The 15,886-nt window shown below is 70.3% G+C and carries 12 protein-coding genes; 2 read left to right on the top strand and 10 right to left on the bottom strand.

What is annotated here, in order from left to right; all coding sequences use genetic code 11:
• Nucleotides 1–33 precede the first annotated feature (33 nt).
• The 7 genes from ACQPYE_RS04280 to typA all read right to left on the bottom strand — a co-directional run bounded on the left by ACQPYE_RS04280 (nt 34) and on the right by typA (nt 10,998).
• Complete coding sequence (locus ACQPYE_RS04280) at nt 34–1,101, bottom strand: ABC transporter ATP-binding protein (protein ID WP_498719257.1); 1,068 nt, start codon at nt 1,099–1,101, stop codon at nt 34–36.
• Nucleotides 1,098–2,279 carry an ABC transporter ATP-binding protein gene (locus ACQPYE_RS04275; RefSeq protein WP_498719255.1) on the bottom strand — a complete coding sequence of 394 codons (1,182 nt, stop codon included), beginning with the start codon at nt 2,277–2,279 and terminating at the stop codon, nt 1,098–1,100. The genes ACQPYE_RS04280 and ACQPYE_RS04275 overlap by 4 nt, the downstream gene beginning before the upstream one ends.
• Nucleotides 2,276–3,235, bottom strand: a complete 960-nt coding sequence (locus ACQPYE_RS04270; RefSeq protein ID WP_498719253.1) for an ABC transporter permease — start codon at nt 3,233–3,235, stop codon at nt 2,276–2,278. The genes ACQPYE_RS04275 and ACQPYE_RS04270 overlap by 4 nt, the downstream gene beginning before the upstream one ends.
• Nucleotides 3,228–4,226 carry an ABC transporter permease gene (locus ACQPYE_RS04265; RefSeq protein ID WP_498719252.1) on the bottom strand — a complete coding sequence of 333 codons (999 nt, stop codon included), beginning with the start codon at nt 4,224–4,226 and terminating at the stop codon, nt 3,228–3,230. The genes ACQPYE_RS04270 and ACQPYE_RS04265 overlap by 8 nt, the downstream gene beginning before the upstream one ends.
• 150 nt (nt 4,227–4,376) lie before the next feature.
• Nucleotides 4,377–6,200 (bottom strand): ABC transporter family substrate-binding protein, encoded by a 1,824-nt coding sequence (locus tag ACQPYE_RS04260; RefSeq protein ID WP_498719250.1) that lies wholly within the window; start codon nt 6,198–6,200, stop codon nt 4,377–4,379.
• Nucleotides 6,201–6,494: 294 nt separating this feature from the next.
• Entirely contained in the window at nt 6,495–8,147 is a 1,653-nt protein-coding gene (locus ACQPYE_RS04255; RefSeq protein ID WP_498719248.1) for an ABC transporter family substrate-binding protein, read from the bottom strand.
• Between the two features lie 949 nt (nt 8,148–9,096).
• Complete coding sequence (gene typA / locus ACQPYE_RS04250; RefSeq protein WP_498719247.1) at nt 9,097–10,998, bottom strand: translational GTPase TypA; 1,902 nt, start codon at nt 10,996–10,998, stop codon at nt 9,097–9,099.
• Nucleotides 10,999–11,145: 147 nt separating this feature from the next.
• Between typA and ACQPYE_RS04245 the strand changes: the two genes are divergently transcribed.
• Together ACQPYE_RS04245 and trpS are read left to right on the top strand one after the other, a co-directional pair.
• Nucleotides 11,146–11,376 carry a hypothetical protein gene (locus tag ACQPYE_RS04245; protein ID WP_498719245.1) on the top strand — a complete coding sequence of 77 codons (231 nt, stop codon included), beginning with the start codon at nt 11,146–11,148 and terminating at the stop codon, nt 11,374–11,376.
• Nucleotides 11,377–11,709: 333 nt separating this feature from the next.
• Nucleotides 11,710–12,675, top strand: coding sequence for a tryptophan--tRNA ligase (gene trpS, locus ACQPYE_RS04240; protein ID WP_498719244.1), 966 nt, complete (start codon nt 11,710–11,712; stop codon nt 12,673–12,675).
• Between the two features lie 205 nt (nt 12,676–12,880).
• Here trpS and ACQPYE_RS04235 read toward each other — a convergent pair whose 3' ends face one another.
• From ACQPYE_RS04235 to ACQPYE_RS04225, 3 genes are all read right to left on the bottom strand, one after another.
• Entirely contained in the window at nt 12,881–13,696 is an 816-nt protein-coding gene (locus ACQPYE_RS04235) for an NUDIX domain-containing protein (protein ID WP_498719242.1), read from the bottom strand.
• A gap of 125 nt (nt 13,697–13,821) precedes the next feature.
• Nucleotides 13,822–15,108 (bottom strand): sensor histidine kinase, encoded by a 1,287-nt coding sequence (locus ACQPYE_RS04230; RefSeq protein ID WP_498719240.1) that lies wholly within the window; start codon nt 15,106–15,108, stop codon nt 13,822–13,824.
• Entirely contained in the window at nt 15,105–15,839 is a 735-nt protein-coding gene (locus ACQPYE_RS04225) for a response regulator transcription factor (protein WP_498719238.1), read from the bottom strand. The genes ACQPYE_RS04230 and ACQPYE_RS04225 overlap by 4 nt, the downstream gene beginning before the upstream one ends.
• Nucleotides 15,840–15,886 lie beyond the last annotated feature (47 nt).

Raw genomic sequence — 15,886 nt, 5'->3', positions numbered from 1 at the left:
GCAGGCGGCGGAGCAGCGGCCGGGAACCGCGCACTACCCCACCAGGGCGGGGACGACCTCGGCGAAGTGGCACGCCGAGAGGGTGCCGTCGCCGTCGCCGCGCCGTTCCAGTTTGGGCTCCTCGACGGCGCAGATGTCCTGCGCCTTCCAGCACCGGGTGCGGAAGCGGCAGCCCGAGGGCGGGTTCACCGGCGAGGGGACGTCACCGGTGAGCACGATCCGCTGACGCCGGCGCTCCACCTTCGGGTTCGGCACCGGCACCGCGGACAGCAGCGCCTGCGTGTACGGGTGCATCGGCCGGGCGTAGATGTCCTCCCGGTCGCCGATCTCGATGATCTTGCCGAGGTACATCACGGCGACCCGGTCGGAGATGTGCCGGACGACCGACAGGTCGTGCGCCACGAACAGGTACGCCAGGCCCAGGCGCTCCTGCAGCTCCTCCAGCAGGTTCACCACACCGGCCTGCACCGACACGTCCAGCGCGGACACCGGCTCGTCCAGCACCACGAGCTTCGGGTTCAGCGCGAGCGCGCGGGCGATGCCGATGCGCTGGCGCTGGCCGCCGGAGAACTCGTGCGCGTACCGGTTGCGGTGCTCCGGGTTCAGGCCGACCAGCTCCATGAGCTCGTTGACCCGGTGCTGCACGTCGCCGCCCGCGTCGGGCGGCAGGCCGTGGATCTTGAACGGCTCGGAGATCAGCTCGTTGATCTGCCAGCGCGGGTTCAGCGACGCGTACGGGTCCTGGAACACGATCTGCATGTCCCGGCGCACGCCCCGCAGGCCCTTGCCGCGCAGCTTGGTGAGCTCCCGGCCCTCGAACTTCACCGAGCCGGACGTCGGCTTGTGCAGCTGCAGGATCGCCCGACCGGTGGTGGACTTGCCGCAGCCGGACTCGCCGACCAGGCCCAGCGTCTCGCCCGGGTAGAGGTCGAAGCTCACCCCGGACACCGCCTGGACCTGGCCCACGGTGCGCGGGATGATGCCGCCGCCGCGCACCGGGAACGACTTGACCAGGTCCTTGACCTCCAGCAGCGGGGTCTCGCCCGGACGTCCGCCCGACGCGAGGCCACCGGCCTGGGGGTTGCTGTCTGTCGACGTCATGAGGTCGGCTTCTCCTCTTCGTGCAACCGAGCTTCGACCACGTCGAGGTCCTCGCTCACCGGGATGTCCGGGTTCGCCATGGTCAGCGACGCGGGGTTCTCGACCACGCCGATCTCGTCGTGGGCGAACAGCCGCTGCGGGTTCTCGATGGTCGCCAGGTGCGCGGAGCGGTGGCACCGCGCGAAGTGGCCCGCCCGGTCGGTCTCCAGCAGCAGCGGCTCGGTCTCGCGGCACTCGTCGATCGCCAGCGGGCAGCGGGGCGAGAACGAGCAGCCGTGCGGCAGGTTCATCAGCGACGGCGGCGCCCCCTTGATCGGGGTGAGCCGCTTGCCGAGCAGGTTCGGGTTCGGGATCGAACCCAGCAGGCCGACGGTGTAGGGCATCCGCTGGGCCTCGAAGACCTCGTCCACGGTGCCCTGCTCGACGACCGTGCCGCCGTACATGACCTGCACGCGGTCCACCATGCCCGCCACCACGCCCAGGTCGTGCGTGATGACCATGATGCCCGCGCTCGTCTCGTCCCGGATGCGCAGCAGCGTGTCCAGGATCTGCGCCTGCACGGTCACGTCCAGCGCCGTGGTCGGCTCGTCCGCGATGATCACGTCCGGGTCGTTGATGATCGCCATCGCGATCATCGCGCGCTGCCTCATGCCGCCGGAGAACTCGTGCGGGTACTGCGAGGCTCGCCGGTCCGGCTGCGGGATGCCCACGAGCTCCAGCGCCTCGACGGCCTTGGCCCAGGCGGCCTTCTTCGACACGTCGTGGTGCGCCCGGTGCGCCTCGGCGAGCTGCCAGCCCACCGTGTACACCGGGTTCATCGAGGTCATCGGGTCCTGGAAGATCATCGAGACGCCGTTGCCGCGCACCGGCTGCATCTGCTTGTAGTTCAGGCCGACGAGCTCGCGGTCCTTGAACTTGATCGACCCGCCGATCTTCGCGGTCTTGGGCAGCAGGCCCATGATCGCCATCGACGACACCGACTTGCCGGAGCCCGACTCGCCCACGATGCCCAGCACCTCGCCGGGGCCGAGGGTGAACGACACGTCCCGCACGGCGTGCACGGTGCCGTCGTCGGTCGGGAAGTCGACCGACAGGTTCTCGACCCGGAGCAGCTTCTCGCCGCCGGCGGTGTTGTCGAAGATCGACTCGGGCGCGCCCATCACGTCCACCTCACTCATGCCTTCACCCTCTTCTGCCGCGGGTCGAAGGCGTCCCGGAGACCGTCGCCGATGAAGTTCACCGCGAGCGAGATCAGCACGATGAACACGAACGGCGTGAGGAACAGCCACGGGTGCAGCGTCAGCTCGTTCTTGTTCAGGCTGATCATCAGACCGAGCGACGTGTCCGGGCTCTGCACGCCGAGGCCGATGAACGACAGCGCGGCCTCCAGCAGCACGGCCTGCGCGATCGCCAGCGTGGCGTTCACGATGATCACGTCCACGGTGTTGGGCAGGATGTGCCGGAACACGATGCGGAACGTGGACGCGCCCAGCGCGCGGGCCGCCTCCACGAACTCCTTCTCGCGCAGCGACAGCACCATGCCGCGGATCACCCGGGCGATCGACAGCCAGCCGATCATGCCCAGGTAGAGCGCCACGATCAGCCAGTTGCTGCCGCCGCTGCCGCCCGCCACCGACACCACGAAGCTGTTGCGCACCAGCACGGCCGCGATGATCAGGCTGGGGATCACCAGCAGCAGATCGATGAAGCGGCTGATCAGGGTGTCGACCCAGCCCTTCATGTAGCCGGCCAGCGCGCCCAGCACCACGCCGATGACGGTGGACAGCACCGCCACGAAGATCGCGATCTGGAGCGAGAACTGCGTGCCGCGGATGATCAGCGCGACCATGTCGCCGCCCAGCCGGTCCGTGCCGAACGGGTGGTCGGCGCTGGGCGGCAGGTACCGCTTGAAGCCCAGGTCCGTGTACGAGTACTTCCAGAACACGCCGCCGAAGAAGGCGAACAGCACCAGGATCGCGAACAGGACCGAGCCGACCAGGGCCGCCTTGTGCCGGGTGAACCGGCGCAGGATGACCTGCCACTGCTTGCGCGCCGTGGTCGTGTCGAACGTGCTCGCCTCGCCGCCCGACGGGGGCGCGGGCGCCTGCGCCACGGGGGAACCGATCTCAGTCAAGGCGAATCCTCGGGTCCAGGAAGGCGTACAGGATGTCCGCGATCAGGTTGAACACGATGATGAACACGGCCGTGAGCATCATGAAGCCGAGCACCTGGTAGGGCTCGATCTTCGTGATGGCCTCGACGATGAACTTGCCCATTCCGGACCAGCTGAAGACCGTTTCGGTGATCACCGCGCCACCGAACCCGGCGCCGATGTTGAGCGAGGAGACCGTGATGATCGGGATGAGCGCGTTGCGGAACGCGTGCCGGAAGATCGACCGCGCCTGCGAAATGCCCTTCGCCTGCGCCGTGCGGACGTAGTCGGCGTTGAGCGTCTCCAGCATCGAGGCGCGCTGGAAGCGGCTGTAGAGCGCGAACTGGATGACCACCAGCGAAATGGTGGGCAGGATGTAGGCGCCGCTGTACTGGAACACCTGCTGACCGAAGCTGCCGCCGAACCCGTCACCCGGCGGACCCGCCGTGATGATCCACCGGTCGGCCCCGATGGACTCCAGCCAGTTGTTCAGCTCGATACCACCGGCCTTGAGCACGAGGGCCACGCAGAACAACGGCATCGAGAACATGGCGAACGATATTCCGGTCGCCGTGTAGTCGAATATCGAATACTGTCTGACCGCGCCGATGACACCGACGGCTATGCCGAGCAGCAGCGCGATGAGCTCCGCGCCGAGGATCAGCCGCAGCGTGACCCCGAAGGCCTTGAGCAGCTCGTCCTTGACCGGCTTGCCCGCGTTGCCGGGGACGACGGACTCGCCCCAGTCGCCGGTCACGAAGTCGCCGGCCCAGGCGACGTAGCGCTCCATGAACGGCTTGTTGTAGCCCGTCCGCTCGTACGCGGCGGCGATCTCCGCCGGTGTCCGGGGCTTCTGGAGCTTCCACTCGCCGAGGGGGTCACCCATGGCGTTGACGAGACCGAAGCAGAGGAATGAAGCGACGATCAACAGCGGAATCGAGATCAACAACCGCCGGATTATGTAACGGAACATGACGAGTCTCTAGTCTCCCTAGGCACCCCCGCGTGCAAGCGTGGGAGCCTACCGGACGCGGACACCGTCCGGGGGGCCGGTGCTTGTGGCACCGGCCCCCCGGCGGTTGGGTCGTGCTTTTCTAACTGGACTCACCGAGCCCGGCGATTACTACTTCTTCTGCCAGGCGTACAGGTTCCAGGTCACGCCACCACCGACACCGATGTACGAGATCGGCCCGATGTCCGCGCTCGACGCCGCGAAATCGGTCAGCTGGAACAGCGGGACGCTGTGCAGGTCGTCCCGCATGATCTTGTCCGCGTCGTTCATCATGGTGATGCGCTTCTTGTAGTCCAGCTCGCCGTTCGCGGCCGACCACTTCTCCGTCAACGCGGCGGAGTCGTAGTTGTTGTAGTTGGCCGTGCCGCCCTTGTCCTTCTGGGCGTAGTTGCCGTAGGCGCCGGCCTTCAGGGGCTGGCCGACCCACGCGAACAGCGCGGCCTCGAACTCGCTGGCCGGGAGGCGCTTGTCGTTGAAGTCCGCCGCCTGGTCGTCGACGATCTCGATGCCGGCCTGCTTGCACTTGTCCTGCAGGATGCGGACGGTGTCCGCACGGCGCTGGACGATCTTGTGGCCCAGCTTGAAGGACGCCTTGAACTCGCCCTTGGTGTAGATGCCGTCGGCGCCCTGCTTCCAGCCGCCGTCCTCGAGGGTCTTCTTGGCCGCCGCGACGTCACCCTTGCCGGTGTCGCTGTAGTGGTCCTCGTAGCCGACCTCGTTCGGCATGAACGTCAGGCTGCCCAGCGGCTTGGCGTTCGGGTCCACGTCCGCCACGAGCTTCTCGACCAGACCGTCGCGGTCGAAGCACTGGGCGATCGCCGTGCGCAGGTCCTTGTTCTCCTTGAACAGGGGCAGCGCCATGTTGAAGTCGACGTGCTCGTAGGTCTGGCCACCGGCCGCGAAGACGTCGAACGCGCTGTCACCGCGCAGCTGCTGCGCCACGGCGGCGTCCGCCTGCGGGGCGATGACCTGGACTTCCTTGTTCTGCAGCTGCTGAGCGGCGGACTGGGCGTCCGTGTTCGTCTTCAGGATGACCTTGGCCGGGCCACCGGGGTTGCCCCACCACTTCGGGTTGCGCTCCAGGACCGTCTGGTCCTTGAGGTCGGCCGAGGTGATGATGTAGGGACCGCCGGACAGCGCGACCGCCGGGTCGAAGCCCCGCCAGCCGGTCGTGTAGAACTCGGCGATCTTCTTGACCGTGTCGTCGTTCTGCGCGGGCGCGATCTTGGTGATGTCCGCGACGGCGGTCTTCTGCTCCAGGATGTGCGCCGGCAGCAGGCTGTCGCTACCGGGCTGCGAGAACAGGGCGCGGTAGTCCGCGAACGCCTTGTCCTTGAAGAACGTGGTGGTGATGGTCTTGCCGTCGTCGGAGCACTCGAGCTTCTCGATGTCCTTGTAGCCCGTGTCGGACGAGTCGAAGATCGAGGCTTCCGTGCCGTCGTCACCCTTGACGGTGGCCTTGCTCGTCGCGGCCAGCCACTTGAGGTGGAAGTCGTCGCAGTCGATGGCCTCGCCGTCGGACCAGACGGCGGCCTTCTGGACCTTCCACTCGATCGTCTGCGGGTCGCTCGACGTCACCTTGATGGACTCCATCAGGTCACCGTCGATCTTGATGATGACCTTGCCGTCGACCAGCTCGGTGATGTACGGCGAGGGCTGCACGTTCGACAGCGCGATGGTGCTCGCGAAGTTGTTCGTGGCGCCGATGTTGTTGTTGTAGTTGCTGAAGCCCTCTTCGACGGCGATCGCGACCTCGCCGATGTCCTCCACCTTCGGACGCTTCAACAGCTCGTCCTGACCACCGATCGCGCCGGGGTCGAGGTCCTGCGGCCCGCCTTGATCGCCGCTGCCCGAGCCGCCGCCGCCGCACGCGCTCAACACGAGCGCGGCTCCGGTCAACAGCGCAAGCGCCGAGACAGCCTTTGATCTCCTCATCGACACGTGCCCTCCTAGCACTGGGTTGGAGCGTCGACCGTTTGGGCCGACTTCCACCCATAACCGTGATGTGCCAAACGCGCCCCGAACCGACACACCGTTGCAGCACGATAAGAACCAGTGCGCGGCACGGTCACTGCCCATCGGCCGATCGTGACCAAAGGGTGACACGTTGGTCGCAGCACGCGACTCCGTCGTTACCGGGCGGGAGCGTTCGTTAACCGGACGACGAGAATACTGTCAATACTGCACCGCGAACGCATCTTGAAGCCCGTGTTACGTCCGGGTCAACGGTCAACGATCTGCGCGCCGCCAAGTGCGCGCGGCGCTCAGCGGACCGGCGAACGGAGCGCCCGCGCTGACGTTCTCGGCCTCCGGCAGGATCACCAGCAGGTCCGCTACCTGGAACAACGGCAGCGAGACGGCCTGCTGCCAGAGGATCGGCTCGATGGTCCGGAGGGCGTCGGCGAGCAGCACCTGACCGCTGAGGGCTTGGTCGATCACCGGTTGGACGGCCTGGTCGCAGAAACCGGACAGATTCGCCGGAAAGGGTGTACCGCCGTCCTCGGGTGACGGACGGCAGCCGAATGTGGAAGCCAGAACGGCCGCGGAATCGCCGGTGTCGACCTGTGGCACGACGGCAATGTCGACGGGCTCATTGGAAGCGGCGGTATCCGACAGATCTTGGCCGAACAACTGATTGGGCGGCGTTGTAAGGACGCGTGCGGCGATTCCGGACAATGACAGTTGACGCTGAACGCGGTTCGCGACGGTCACGTACGGCTCGATCCCGGCGGGCGCGGCGACGGTCAGCTCGAACGGCTTGCCGTCCCGTCCCCACTGCCCACCCTCCGGTCGGGTGTAACCCGCCTCGGTGAGCAGTAGCGCCGGGTCACCGGCCTTGGCGGGCATGGTCGGGAGGTGGCCGGACTTGCTCGGCGGGATCACCTGGGCATCCGCGCGGAGGCCCGCGCTGGGCCCGCTGCGGGTGCCGGTGGCGATCAGGTCGTCGCGGTCGAGCAGGTTCATCACGGCGGTGCGGACGCGGAGGTCCTGCATTCGCGGCGAGGCGGGGCGGAGGAGGAGCTGGACGACTTCGGCACGGGGCACGACCACGCTGGCGAGTGACTTGGTCTTGGCCAGTTCGTCGATGTCCTTGACCGCGATGGCGTCCGCGTGCAGGAGGGCGACCTGGTCGTCGCCGGTGTTCAGCGCCTCGATCGTGTCGTGCTGGTTCGCCCGGCGCAGGATCACCCGGTCGAGGGCGGGCGGAGCCTCCCAGAAGCGGTCGCTGCGCTCGAGGACGATCTCGCCGCGCGGCTGGTCCAGCGTGCGGACCGCGAACGGCCCCGCGGTCGCCGGGAAGCTGTCCGCGAGCGCCGCGCTCCACCCGCCGGGGGCGTCTTTCAGCAGGTGGGCGGGCAGGAGGTGGCGGAACAGGCTCCGCCAGCCGGGGTACGGCTGGTCGAACACGACCTCGACGACCTTGCCGCCCTCCCGGCTGGCGATGTCGTCGATCAACCGGTACCCGGCGGGGTCGACCACCCCCGGCTCCTCCCGCATCCGCTGCCAGAGGTAGACGAAGTCCTCGGCCGCGATCGGCGCCGAGTCCGACCAGCTGGCATCCCGCCGCAACGTGTACGTCACCGTGTACGGGTCCGCGCTGGTCACCTTGGCGCTCACCACGAGGTCCAGGTCGAGCCGCGGGCTGCCGTCCGCGTCGGTCCGGAAGGTCGAGGGCAGGAGCAAGGCGGCGAGCGCCGTCGTGACGGTGCTCTGGCCGGCCAGCGTGTGCGGGTTGTAGCCGCCCTTGACGTCGTCCAGGCCGACCACGACCTCGTTCTGCTTCTCCTTCGGGACGACCGTCACCCCGGGCGTCGACGGCACCAGGGGCGGCGGCGGTGTGGCCGTGCAACCCGCTCCGACCAGCGCGAGCGCAGCCACCACCGCAAGAACCCTCCGCGTCCCCATGGGTACGAGCGTGCCAGACGACGCTGACAGTTGACTTCCAACCCCACCACTCCCCCACCACGATCCCCACCACCACCCCCGCCCGTTCCCTCGCCCCCATCACACCCAGCGGCGAGCGCGTAGCCGGGCGCAACCGGGTGGCCGGGCGGAGCCAGATAGCCGGGCGTGGGCCGGGCAGGGGCCGGGCCGCCCGGCGGGTCGGGCGGCGGGCGCGGAGCCGGACGGGCAGCCCGGCGAGGTCAGCGGCGGGCACGGGCCGGCGCAGCTGGGTAGCCGGGCGGAGCCGGATCGCCGGGCGAGGCCAGGCAGCCGGTGGCCGGGCGGCGGGCGGGTGGCCCGGCAAGGTCGGCGGCGGGCGCTGGCCGGGCGCAGCTGGGTGGCCGAGCGGAGCCGAATGGCCGGGCGAGGCCAGGCGGCCGGTGGCCAGGGGCGGGCGCGGGGCCAGACGGGTGGCCCGGTGGATGAGCGGCGGGCCACCCATCCACCCCGGTGGGTGAGCGGCGGGCGCGGACTGGCGGCCGGGCGGGGCCGGGCGGGGCGGGGCCGGCCCGGTGGCTGGGCGGGGCCGGGTGGCGGACGCGGAGCCGAGTGGGTGGTCCGGTGGGGTCGGCGCGGGTGCGGGGCTGGGCGGGCCAGGTGGCCCGGTGGGTCGGCGGTGGGCGGGCTGTGGGGGTGACCGGCGGAGGGGGCGGTGAGTGGTGGGGGTGGGAGGTGGTGAGGGTCGGGGGGTGGTCGGCGGCGGGGCGGTCGGTCGGTTTCCTCATGTTCCAACCGAGGGGTGGTAACAGTGTTACCGTACATTTTTGGCCTATGTTCACCCGATCGTGTTCAGCTGTCACGGGTGGGAGAGCGGGTAAGCGGACGGGCACCCCGGGCCGAAGCCCGGGGTGCCCGTCGAACAGACCTTATATATAGGGTGCGGTGGTCAGCCCCGCAACTTGTTGCGGCTGCGCTCGCGACCGCGCTGGTTGGCGTCCAGGATCACCTTGCGCACCCGCACGACCTCCGGCGCGACCTCGACGCACTCGTCGGCGGCGCAGAACTCGAGCGCCTCCTCCAACGACAGCCGCCGCGGCCGGGCCAGGGTCTCCATCACGTCGGCGGTCGACGTGCGCATGTTCGTCAGCTTCTTCTCACGGCAGACGTTGACGTCCAGGTCCTCCGCGCGCGGGTTCTCGCCGACGACCATGCCCTCATACGCGTCGGCGCCGGGCTCGACGAAGAACGTGCCCCGGTCGGCCAGCTGGATCATCGCGTACGCGGTGATCTGACCCGACCGGTCGGCGACGAGCGAGCCGTTGTGCCTGGTCCGGATCTCGCCGGCCCACGGCGCGTAGCCCTCGGACACCGCGTTCGCGATGCCGGTGCCGCGCGTCTCGGTCAGGAACTCGGTGCGGAAGCCGATGAGGCCGCGCGACGGCACGACGTACTCCAGCTTGATCCGCCCGGAACCGTGGCCGGACATGTTCTCCATCCGGCCCTTGCGGTTGGCCAGCAGCTGGGTGATGGCGCCCAGGTGCTCCTCCGGCGCGTCGATCGTCAGCCGCTCGAACGGCTCGTGCAGCTTGCCGTCGACGGTCTTGGTGACCACCTGCGGCTTGCCGACGGTCAGCTCGAAGCCTTCCCGCTTCATCTGCTCGACGAGGATGGCCAGCGCCAGCTCACCGCGGCCCTGCACCTCCCACGTGTCCGGGCGCTCGGTGGGCAGCACGCGCACCGACACGTTGCCGACCAGCTCCGAGTCCAACCGGGCCTTGAGCACCCGCGCGGTCAGCTTGGTGCCGCCGCCGCGACCGGCCAGCGGCGAGGTGTTGACGCCGATCGTCATCGAGATCGCGGGCTCGTCGACGGTGATCCGCGGCAGCGGCTCGGGGTTGTCCACGTCGGCGAGCGTGTCGCCGATGGTGATCTCCGGGATGCCGGCGATGGCGACCAGGTCGCCCGCCCGCGCCGTCTCGGCGGGCACGCGGTCCAGCGCCTCGGTGATCAGCAGCTCGGTGATGCGGACCTTCTGGATCGTGCCGTCCTCACGGCACCAGGCCACCGTCTCACCCTTGCGGATGGTGCCCGACTCGATGCGGCACAGCGCGATGCGGCCGAGGAACGACGACGCGTCGAGGTTCGTCACCAGCGCGCGCAGCGGCGCGTCCGCGTCGCCCAGCGGGGCCGGGATGTGCTTGAACAGGACCTCGAACAGCACGTCGAGGTTCTCCTCGTCGGGCAGGCCGCCGTCCTCGGGCTGGTTGAGCGACGCCCGGCCGGCGCGCGCCGAGGCGTAGACGACCGGCAGGTCGAGCACCGAGTCGTCGGCGCCGACCTCGCTGGCCAGGTCGAGCAGCAGGTCGTGCGCTTCCTCGACGACCTCGGAGATCCGGGCGTCGGGGCGGTCGACCTTGTTCACCACCAGGATCACCGGCAGGCCGGCGGCCAGCGTCTTGCGCAGCACGAACCGGGTCTGCGGCAGCGGACCCTCGGAGGCGTCGATGAGCAGCACGACGCCGTCGACCATGGAGAGGCCGCGTTCGACCTCGCCGCCGAAGTCGGCGTGACCTGGGGTGTCGACCACGTTGATGGTGACGGGACCGTCGGGCGTGTGGCGGCGCACGGCGGTGTTCTTGGCGAGGATCGTGATGCCCTTCTCACGTTCCAGCTCGCCCGAGTCCATGACCCGGTCGACGAGCTCGGCACGTTCGGAGAAGGCCCCGGACTGGCGGAGCATGGCGTCGACGAGGGTCGTCTTGCCGTGGTCAACGTGCGCGACGATCGCGACGTTGCGCAGGTCGTTGCGGACCAGCGTTTCCTTGATCGACGCGGTGGCCGTGGGCACGCGGAACTCCTAGAGCTGTTTGTGCGAGGGAAGCCAGGCGCCGGACGTTGGATCGCGCGCAGCCTGACTACAGCTTACCGGGCGCAGCGCCTTTACCACACAGGGACGGCAGGTGAGGTCAGCCTCACCTACTCTGAGGACACCCGGATGAGTGGAGCACGACGCGTGGGCAAGGTCAAGGTGAAGAAGAAGTGCTGCCGTTCGACGCCGAGGTGCAAGAGCTGTCCGGTCGTGGTGCTGCTCAAGGCGCGGGAGAAGGCCGCGAAGAAGGCGGCCAAGCAGGAGCGCAAGGCGCAGGAGGGGCGGGAAGAGCGCAAGAAGGCCGGGAAGAAGAGCGGGAAGAAGGTCGGCAAGGGCAAGGAGAAGGCGTCCGCGTGAGGGCCACCGCCCGGCCGACGCCGGGTGGGACGGCCAGGAAGTGCCCGGCCTCGTACTGCTTCTTCAGCCACTCCACGTGGTCCGGGAGGGCGTGGTCGACCTCGTCCAGCGGTGCGGTGTGCTCCAGCAGCACGACGTACGTGGGAGGAATGTAACCCCCTGTGCACGGCGGTTACCCGCTAGAATCACGCTGTGCGCACTCTTCACACGTTCTGGTGGTCCGCCTTCAGGCGGCCCTGAGAACTGCGCGCAGACGAACGCAGGCCGCCCGCCGGGGCGGCCTTCGTGCTTTCGGGGGTCGGGTCGAGCGGGCACACCCCCGAAGGGACCACCATGATCAGGCTGTCCGCGATCACCCCGTCCGGCCCCGTCCAGCTGGGCAACTACCTCGGCGCGATCCGGCGGTGGGCCGCCGAGGGCACCGAGGAGGACGTCTACTTCATCAGCGACCTGCACGCGATGACGACGTCGCACAACCCGTCGCGGCTGCGATCGCTGACCCGGGAGCAGTTGGCGGTGCTCATCGCCGCCGGCGTGGACCCGCGGTCGGTGGCCGTGCAGTCCGACCTGGTCCGCGAGCTCGGCGCGCTGACGTGGGTGCTGGAGTGCACCTGCACGTACGGCGAGGCGGCCCGGATGATCCAGTTCAAGGAGAAGTCGGCGGGCCGGTCGTCGGTCCGGTTGAGCCTGCTCACGTACCCGGTGCTGATGGCGGCCGACATCCTGCTCCAGGGCGCGCACGAGGTGCCGGTCGGTGACGACCAGCGGCAGCACGTGGAGCTGGCGCGGGTGCTGGCGCGCCGGTTCAACGGCACGTACGGCGAGGTGTTCGCGGTGCCCCGGTCCGTGGTGCCGCCGACCGCGGCGCGGGTGCGCGACCTGGCGGATCCGTCGCGGAAGATGGCCAAGACGGCGAAGGACGCGGCGGGCACGGTGTTCGTGCTCGACCCGCCGGACCTGGTGCGCCGCAAGATCCGGCGTGCGGTGACCGACGACCGGGGCGAGGTGCGTTACGCGCCGGAGGAGCAGCCGGGCGTGGCGAACCTGCTGGAGATCCTGGCGGCGTGCACGCGGAAGGACCCGGCGGAGCTGGCGGGTTCGGTGAAGGACTACGCGGAGTTGAAGGAGGCCGCGGCGGACGCGGTGGTCGAGGAGCTGCGGCCCGTGCGCGAGGTGACGCAGGGGCTGCTGGACGACCCGGCCGAGCTGGACCGGGTGCGGGCGCACGGCGCGGAACGTTCCCGCGAGCGTTGCCGCCACCGCCTCGACGCCGCCCTGCGCATGTCCGGCCTGGGCTGACCGTTCACCCACCCACGCGAGAGTCCTACGTTCACGCCGCGTGAGTCCTACGTTCGCGTCCCGCGTGTCCTACGTTCCGGTACCCCGAGTTGAACGCTCAGCACAAGATCGACTGTTCCGAGCGTTCAACTCGGGTGTCCTGAACGTAGGACACGAGTGACGCGAACGTAGGACACGCGGGGGCTGGAGGTACGACTCTCGCGGGTCAGGGGAGGTGGGGGTGGAGGGACGGGAGGAGGACGCGGTCGGCGGGGAGCCAGTCGACGGAGTCGAGGCCGGCGGCGGTCAGCCAGCGGACGGCCCGGTGGTCGGCGGGGACCGGGGTGCCGGAGGCGAGGGTGGCCGCGTAGGCGCGGAGCAGGAGGTCGGGGCGGAGGGGGACGTCCGGGCCGATGCGGTCGCCCGGGACGACCGTTATGCCCAGTTCCTCGGCGCACTCGCGGATCACGGCGGCGTGGTCGGTCTCGTCCGGTTCGACGCGTCCGCCGGGGAGTTCCCACTTGCCGGCGGCCTCGGGCGGGTAGCCGCGCTGCTGGGCCAGGACGCGGCCGTCGCAGATGATGGCGGCAGCCACCACCACGCGCGCGTTCAGCAGCTCGGTGCTGCGCGCGGACACGGCGGCGGCACGGGCTTCCAGGACCTTCAGCGCCAGGCCGCGGCCCACGAGGACGTCCGCCAGCCGGCCGAACGGTCCGCCGGGGCTCGACCACTCGACGGAGTCGACCACCATCGTGCCGCCACCGGTGTGCAGCAGGTCCGTGACCAGCGTGAACTTCGGCAGCGGCCCGCCGACCAGCTCCGCCGACACGCCGGTGGTGTCGGCCCGCGTCACGACCAGCGTCCCGTTCACCGGCCCCACGGACCCGGTCAGCGAAGCACCCGCGTACAGCAGCGGCGAACCACCCGTGATCCGCACGCCCAACCCCCGCACGGCACGGGCGAGCAGCCGCGCGTCCAGCAACGCGGCCGCGACGGTCCGCAACGGCGCGTCGACCAGGGTGGTGGTTCTCAGCTCGGGCACGGTCGCCCATCCTGTCAGAGGCGCCGCCGGTCACCGGTAGAGCGGCCGGGGAGCGGGAACCTGCCGGTCAGAGGGAAGGCCCGGTCAGCGGTCGCGCGGGAAGGTCCGGTCAGAGGCGCCGCCGGTCAGCGGTAGAGCGGCCAGCGGACCTCCAGCCGGGCGCCGCCTTCCGGTGACTCGCCCACCCGGATCGTCCCGCGCCGCCGCCGCACCAGGTGCGCGACCAGCGCGAGCCCCAGCCCGAACCCGCCGGTGGCCCGTCCCCGGTCCGAGTCGACCCGGTAGAAGCGGTCGAACACCTTCTCCCGGTGCTCCTCGGGGATGCCGTGCCCGTCGTCGTCCACCAGCAGCCGCACCTCGCGCACGGCCGGCAGCACGGAGATCCGGATGAACGTCCGGGCGTACCGGGCGGCGTTGCGCAGCAGGTTGTCCAGCACCAGCTCGACCTCGGCGCCCGCGGCGGAGATCAGGCACGCGCTCATCGGCGCGGCCAGCTGCACCAGCAGCTCCGCCTCCCCCAGCCGGTCGACGGCGGCCTGCGCCTGGAGCACCAGGTCGACGGGCTCGGCCCGGGGCAGCTCGCCGGTGTCCGCGCGGGCCAGGATGAGCAGCGCGTCCACCAGCGCGGACAGCCGTTCGGACTCCTCCACCACCGATTCGAGCACCTCGATGGAGAAGTCCGGGTCGGGGTGCGCCACCGCCACCTCGGCCTGCGCCCGCACGGACGTCACGGGCGACCGCAGCTCGTGCGCGGCGTCGCCGGTGAACCGGCGCAGCCGTTCGGTGGCCTCGTCGCGGCGGGCCAGCAGGGCGTTCAACGCCTCCGCCAGCGCTTGCAGCTCGTCCCGCGCGGCCGGCACGGGCAGGCGTTGGCCGCGCGGCAGCTCCGCCGCGGCCACCCGCATCCGCTCCACGGGCCGCAACGACGACCGCACGGCCAGCCACGTCGCGATCCCGACCAGGCCCGCGACCAGCACGGCGGCGACCGCGAGCCACCGCGTGCCCAGCCGGTTCGCCTCGCGGTAGCCGACCAGCGCGTCGCCCGCGACGTGCAGCCGGGGCGTGCCGTCCGCGGCGAACTCGACCCGACCGACCCACCGGTGCGCGCTGGGGCCGTCGATCCGCAGCACGGGTTCACCGGACTTGAGCGCGCGGATCTCCGCCGCGGTCAGGTCGGGCTTCGGCCCGCCGTCCAGCGGGGTGCCGGCGGTGTCGAGGACGCGGACGTTCTCCGCCTTGGCCAGCTCCCGGTCCACCGCGTTGACCTGCACGAACCCGATCAGCTGGGGTGCCAGGAGGGTGAACGCGAGCAGGCACAGCAGGGCCACGCCGGTCGCCACGACGGTGATCCGGAACCGCAGCGTCCGCCGCAGCCACCACCGGCGCGGCGGCCACCACCGGCGCGGGTTCACCTGCGCCTGGTCCCCGCCGAACCCAGCGCCGCGTCGAGGTCGGGCGTGGAGGCCAGGTAGCCGTGGCCGCGCACGGTGCGCACGACCTCGCCCGCGCCCATCGCGTCGAGCTTGCGCCGCAGGTAGCCGACGTACACCTCGACCGCGTTGCGGGTGGCGGCCTGCTCGTCGCCCCACACGGTGCGCAGCAGCTCGTCCTTGGTCACGACCGAGCCGGCGCGGCCGGCCAGCACGTCGAGCACGGCGTACTCGCGCGGCGACAGCGACACCGGCTCGCCGGCCCAGCTCACCTCGCGCATCGCGCGGTCGACCACGAGCTCGCCCAGCTTGAGCCTGCGCCGCGCCAGGTCGGTGGAGTTGCGCCGGAGCAACGCCCGGACCTGGGCCACGAGCACCACGAACGAGAACGGCTTCACCAGGTAGCCGTCGGCGCCGAGGTCGAGCCCGTCGGCCTGGTCGACCTCGCCGTCCTTGGCGGACACCATCAGCACGGGCGTGCGCACCCCCTCGGCACGCATCCGCTGCAACACCCGGTAGCCGGACAGGCCGGGCAGCATGATGTCCAGCAGCACCACGTCGAACGCGCCGGTCAGCGCCACGCGCAGGGCGTTGGGGCCGTCGGCGGCGGTCACCACTTCCATGCCCTCCGCGGACAGCCCGCGTTCCAACGCGCGGCGCACGCCGATCTCGTCGTCCACAACCAGCACCCGTGGTCTCACGCCCCACAGCATGCCCCGTGAGGAGGACAATCGGCGCGGAGTCTCAGTGCGCTCTCAGC

The organism is Actinosynnema sp. CA-299493 (genome assembly GCF_050946825.1).
GTDB lineage: Bacteria > Actinomycetota > Actinomycetes > Mycobacteriales > Pseudonocardiaceae > Actinosynnema.
The sequence above is the reverse complement of the archived record's forward strand: the minus strand, read 5'-3'. Positions and strand labels throughout refer to the sequence as shown.

Excerpts from the sequence above, each read along its gene's own strand:
- trpS (WP_498719244.1), top strand. The coding sequence starts at position 11,710 with ATGATCAGGCTGTCCGCGATCACCCCGTCCGGCCCCGTCCAGCTGGGC.
- ACQPYE_RS04280 (WP_498719257.1), bottom strand. The coding sequence starts at position 1,101 with ATGACGTCGACAGACAGCAACCCCCAGGCCGGTGGCCTCGCGTCGGGC.
- ACQPYE_RS04260 (WP_498719250.1), bottom strand. The coding sequence starts at position 6,200 with ATGAGGAGATCAAAGGCTGTCTCGGCGCTTGCGCTGTTGACCGGAGCC.
- ACQPYE_RS04245 (WP_498719245.1), top strand. The coding sequence starts at position 11,146 with ATGAGTGGAGCACGACGCGTGGGCAAGGTCAAGGTGAAGAAGAAGTGC.
- ACQPYE_RS04275 (WP_498719255.1), bottom strand. The coding sequence starts at position 2,279 with ATGAGTGAGGTGGACGTGATGGGCGCGCCCGAGTCGATCTTCGACAAC.
- ACQPYE_RS04265 (WP_498719252.1), bottom strand. The coding sequence starts at position 4,226 with ATGTTCCGTTACATAATCCGGCGGTTGTTGATCTCGATTCCGCTGTTG.
- ACQPYE_RS04225 (WP_498719238.1), bottom strand. The coding sequence starts at position 15,839 with ATGCTGTGGGGCGTGAGACCACGGGTGCTGGTTGTGGACGACGAGATC.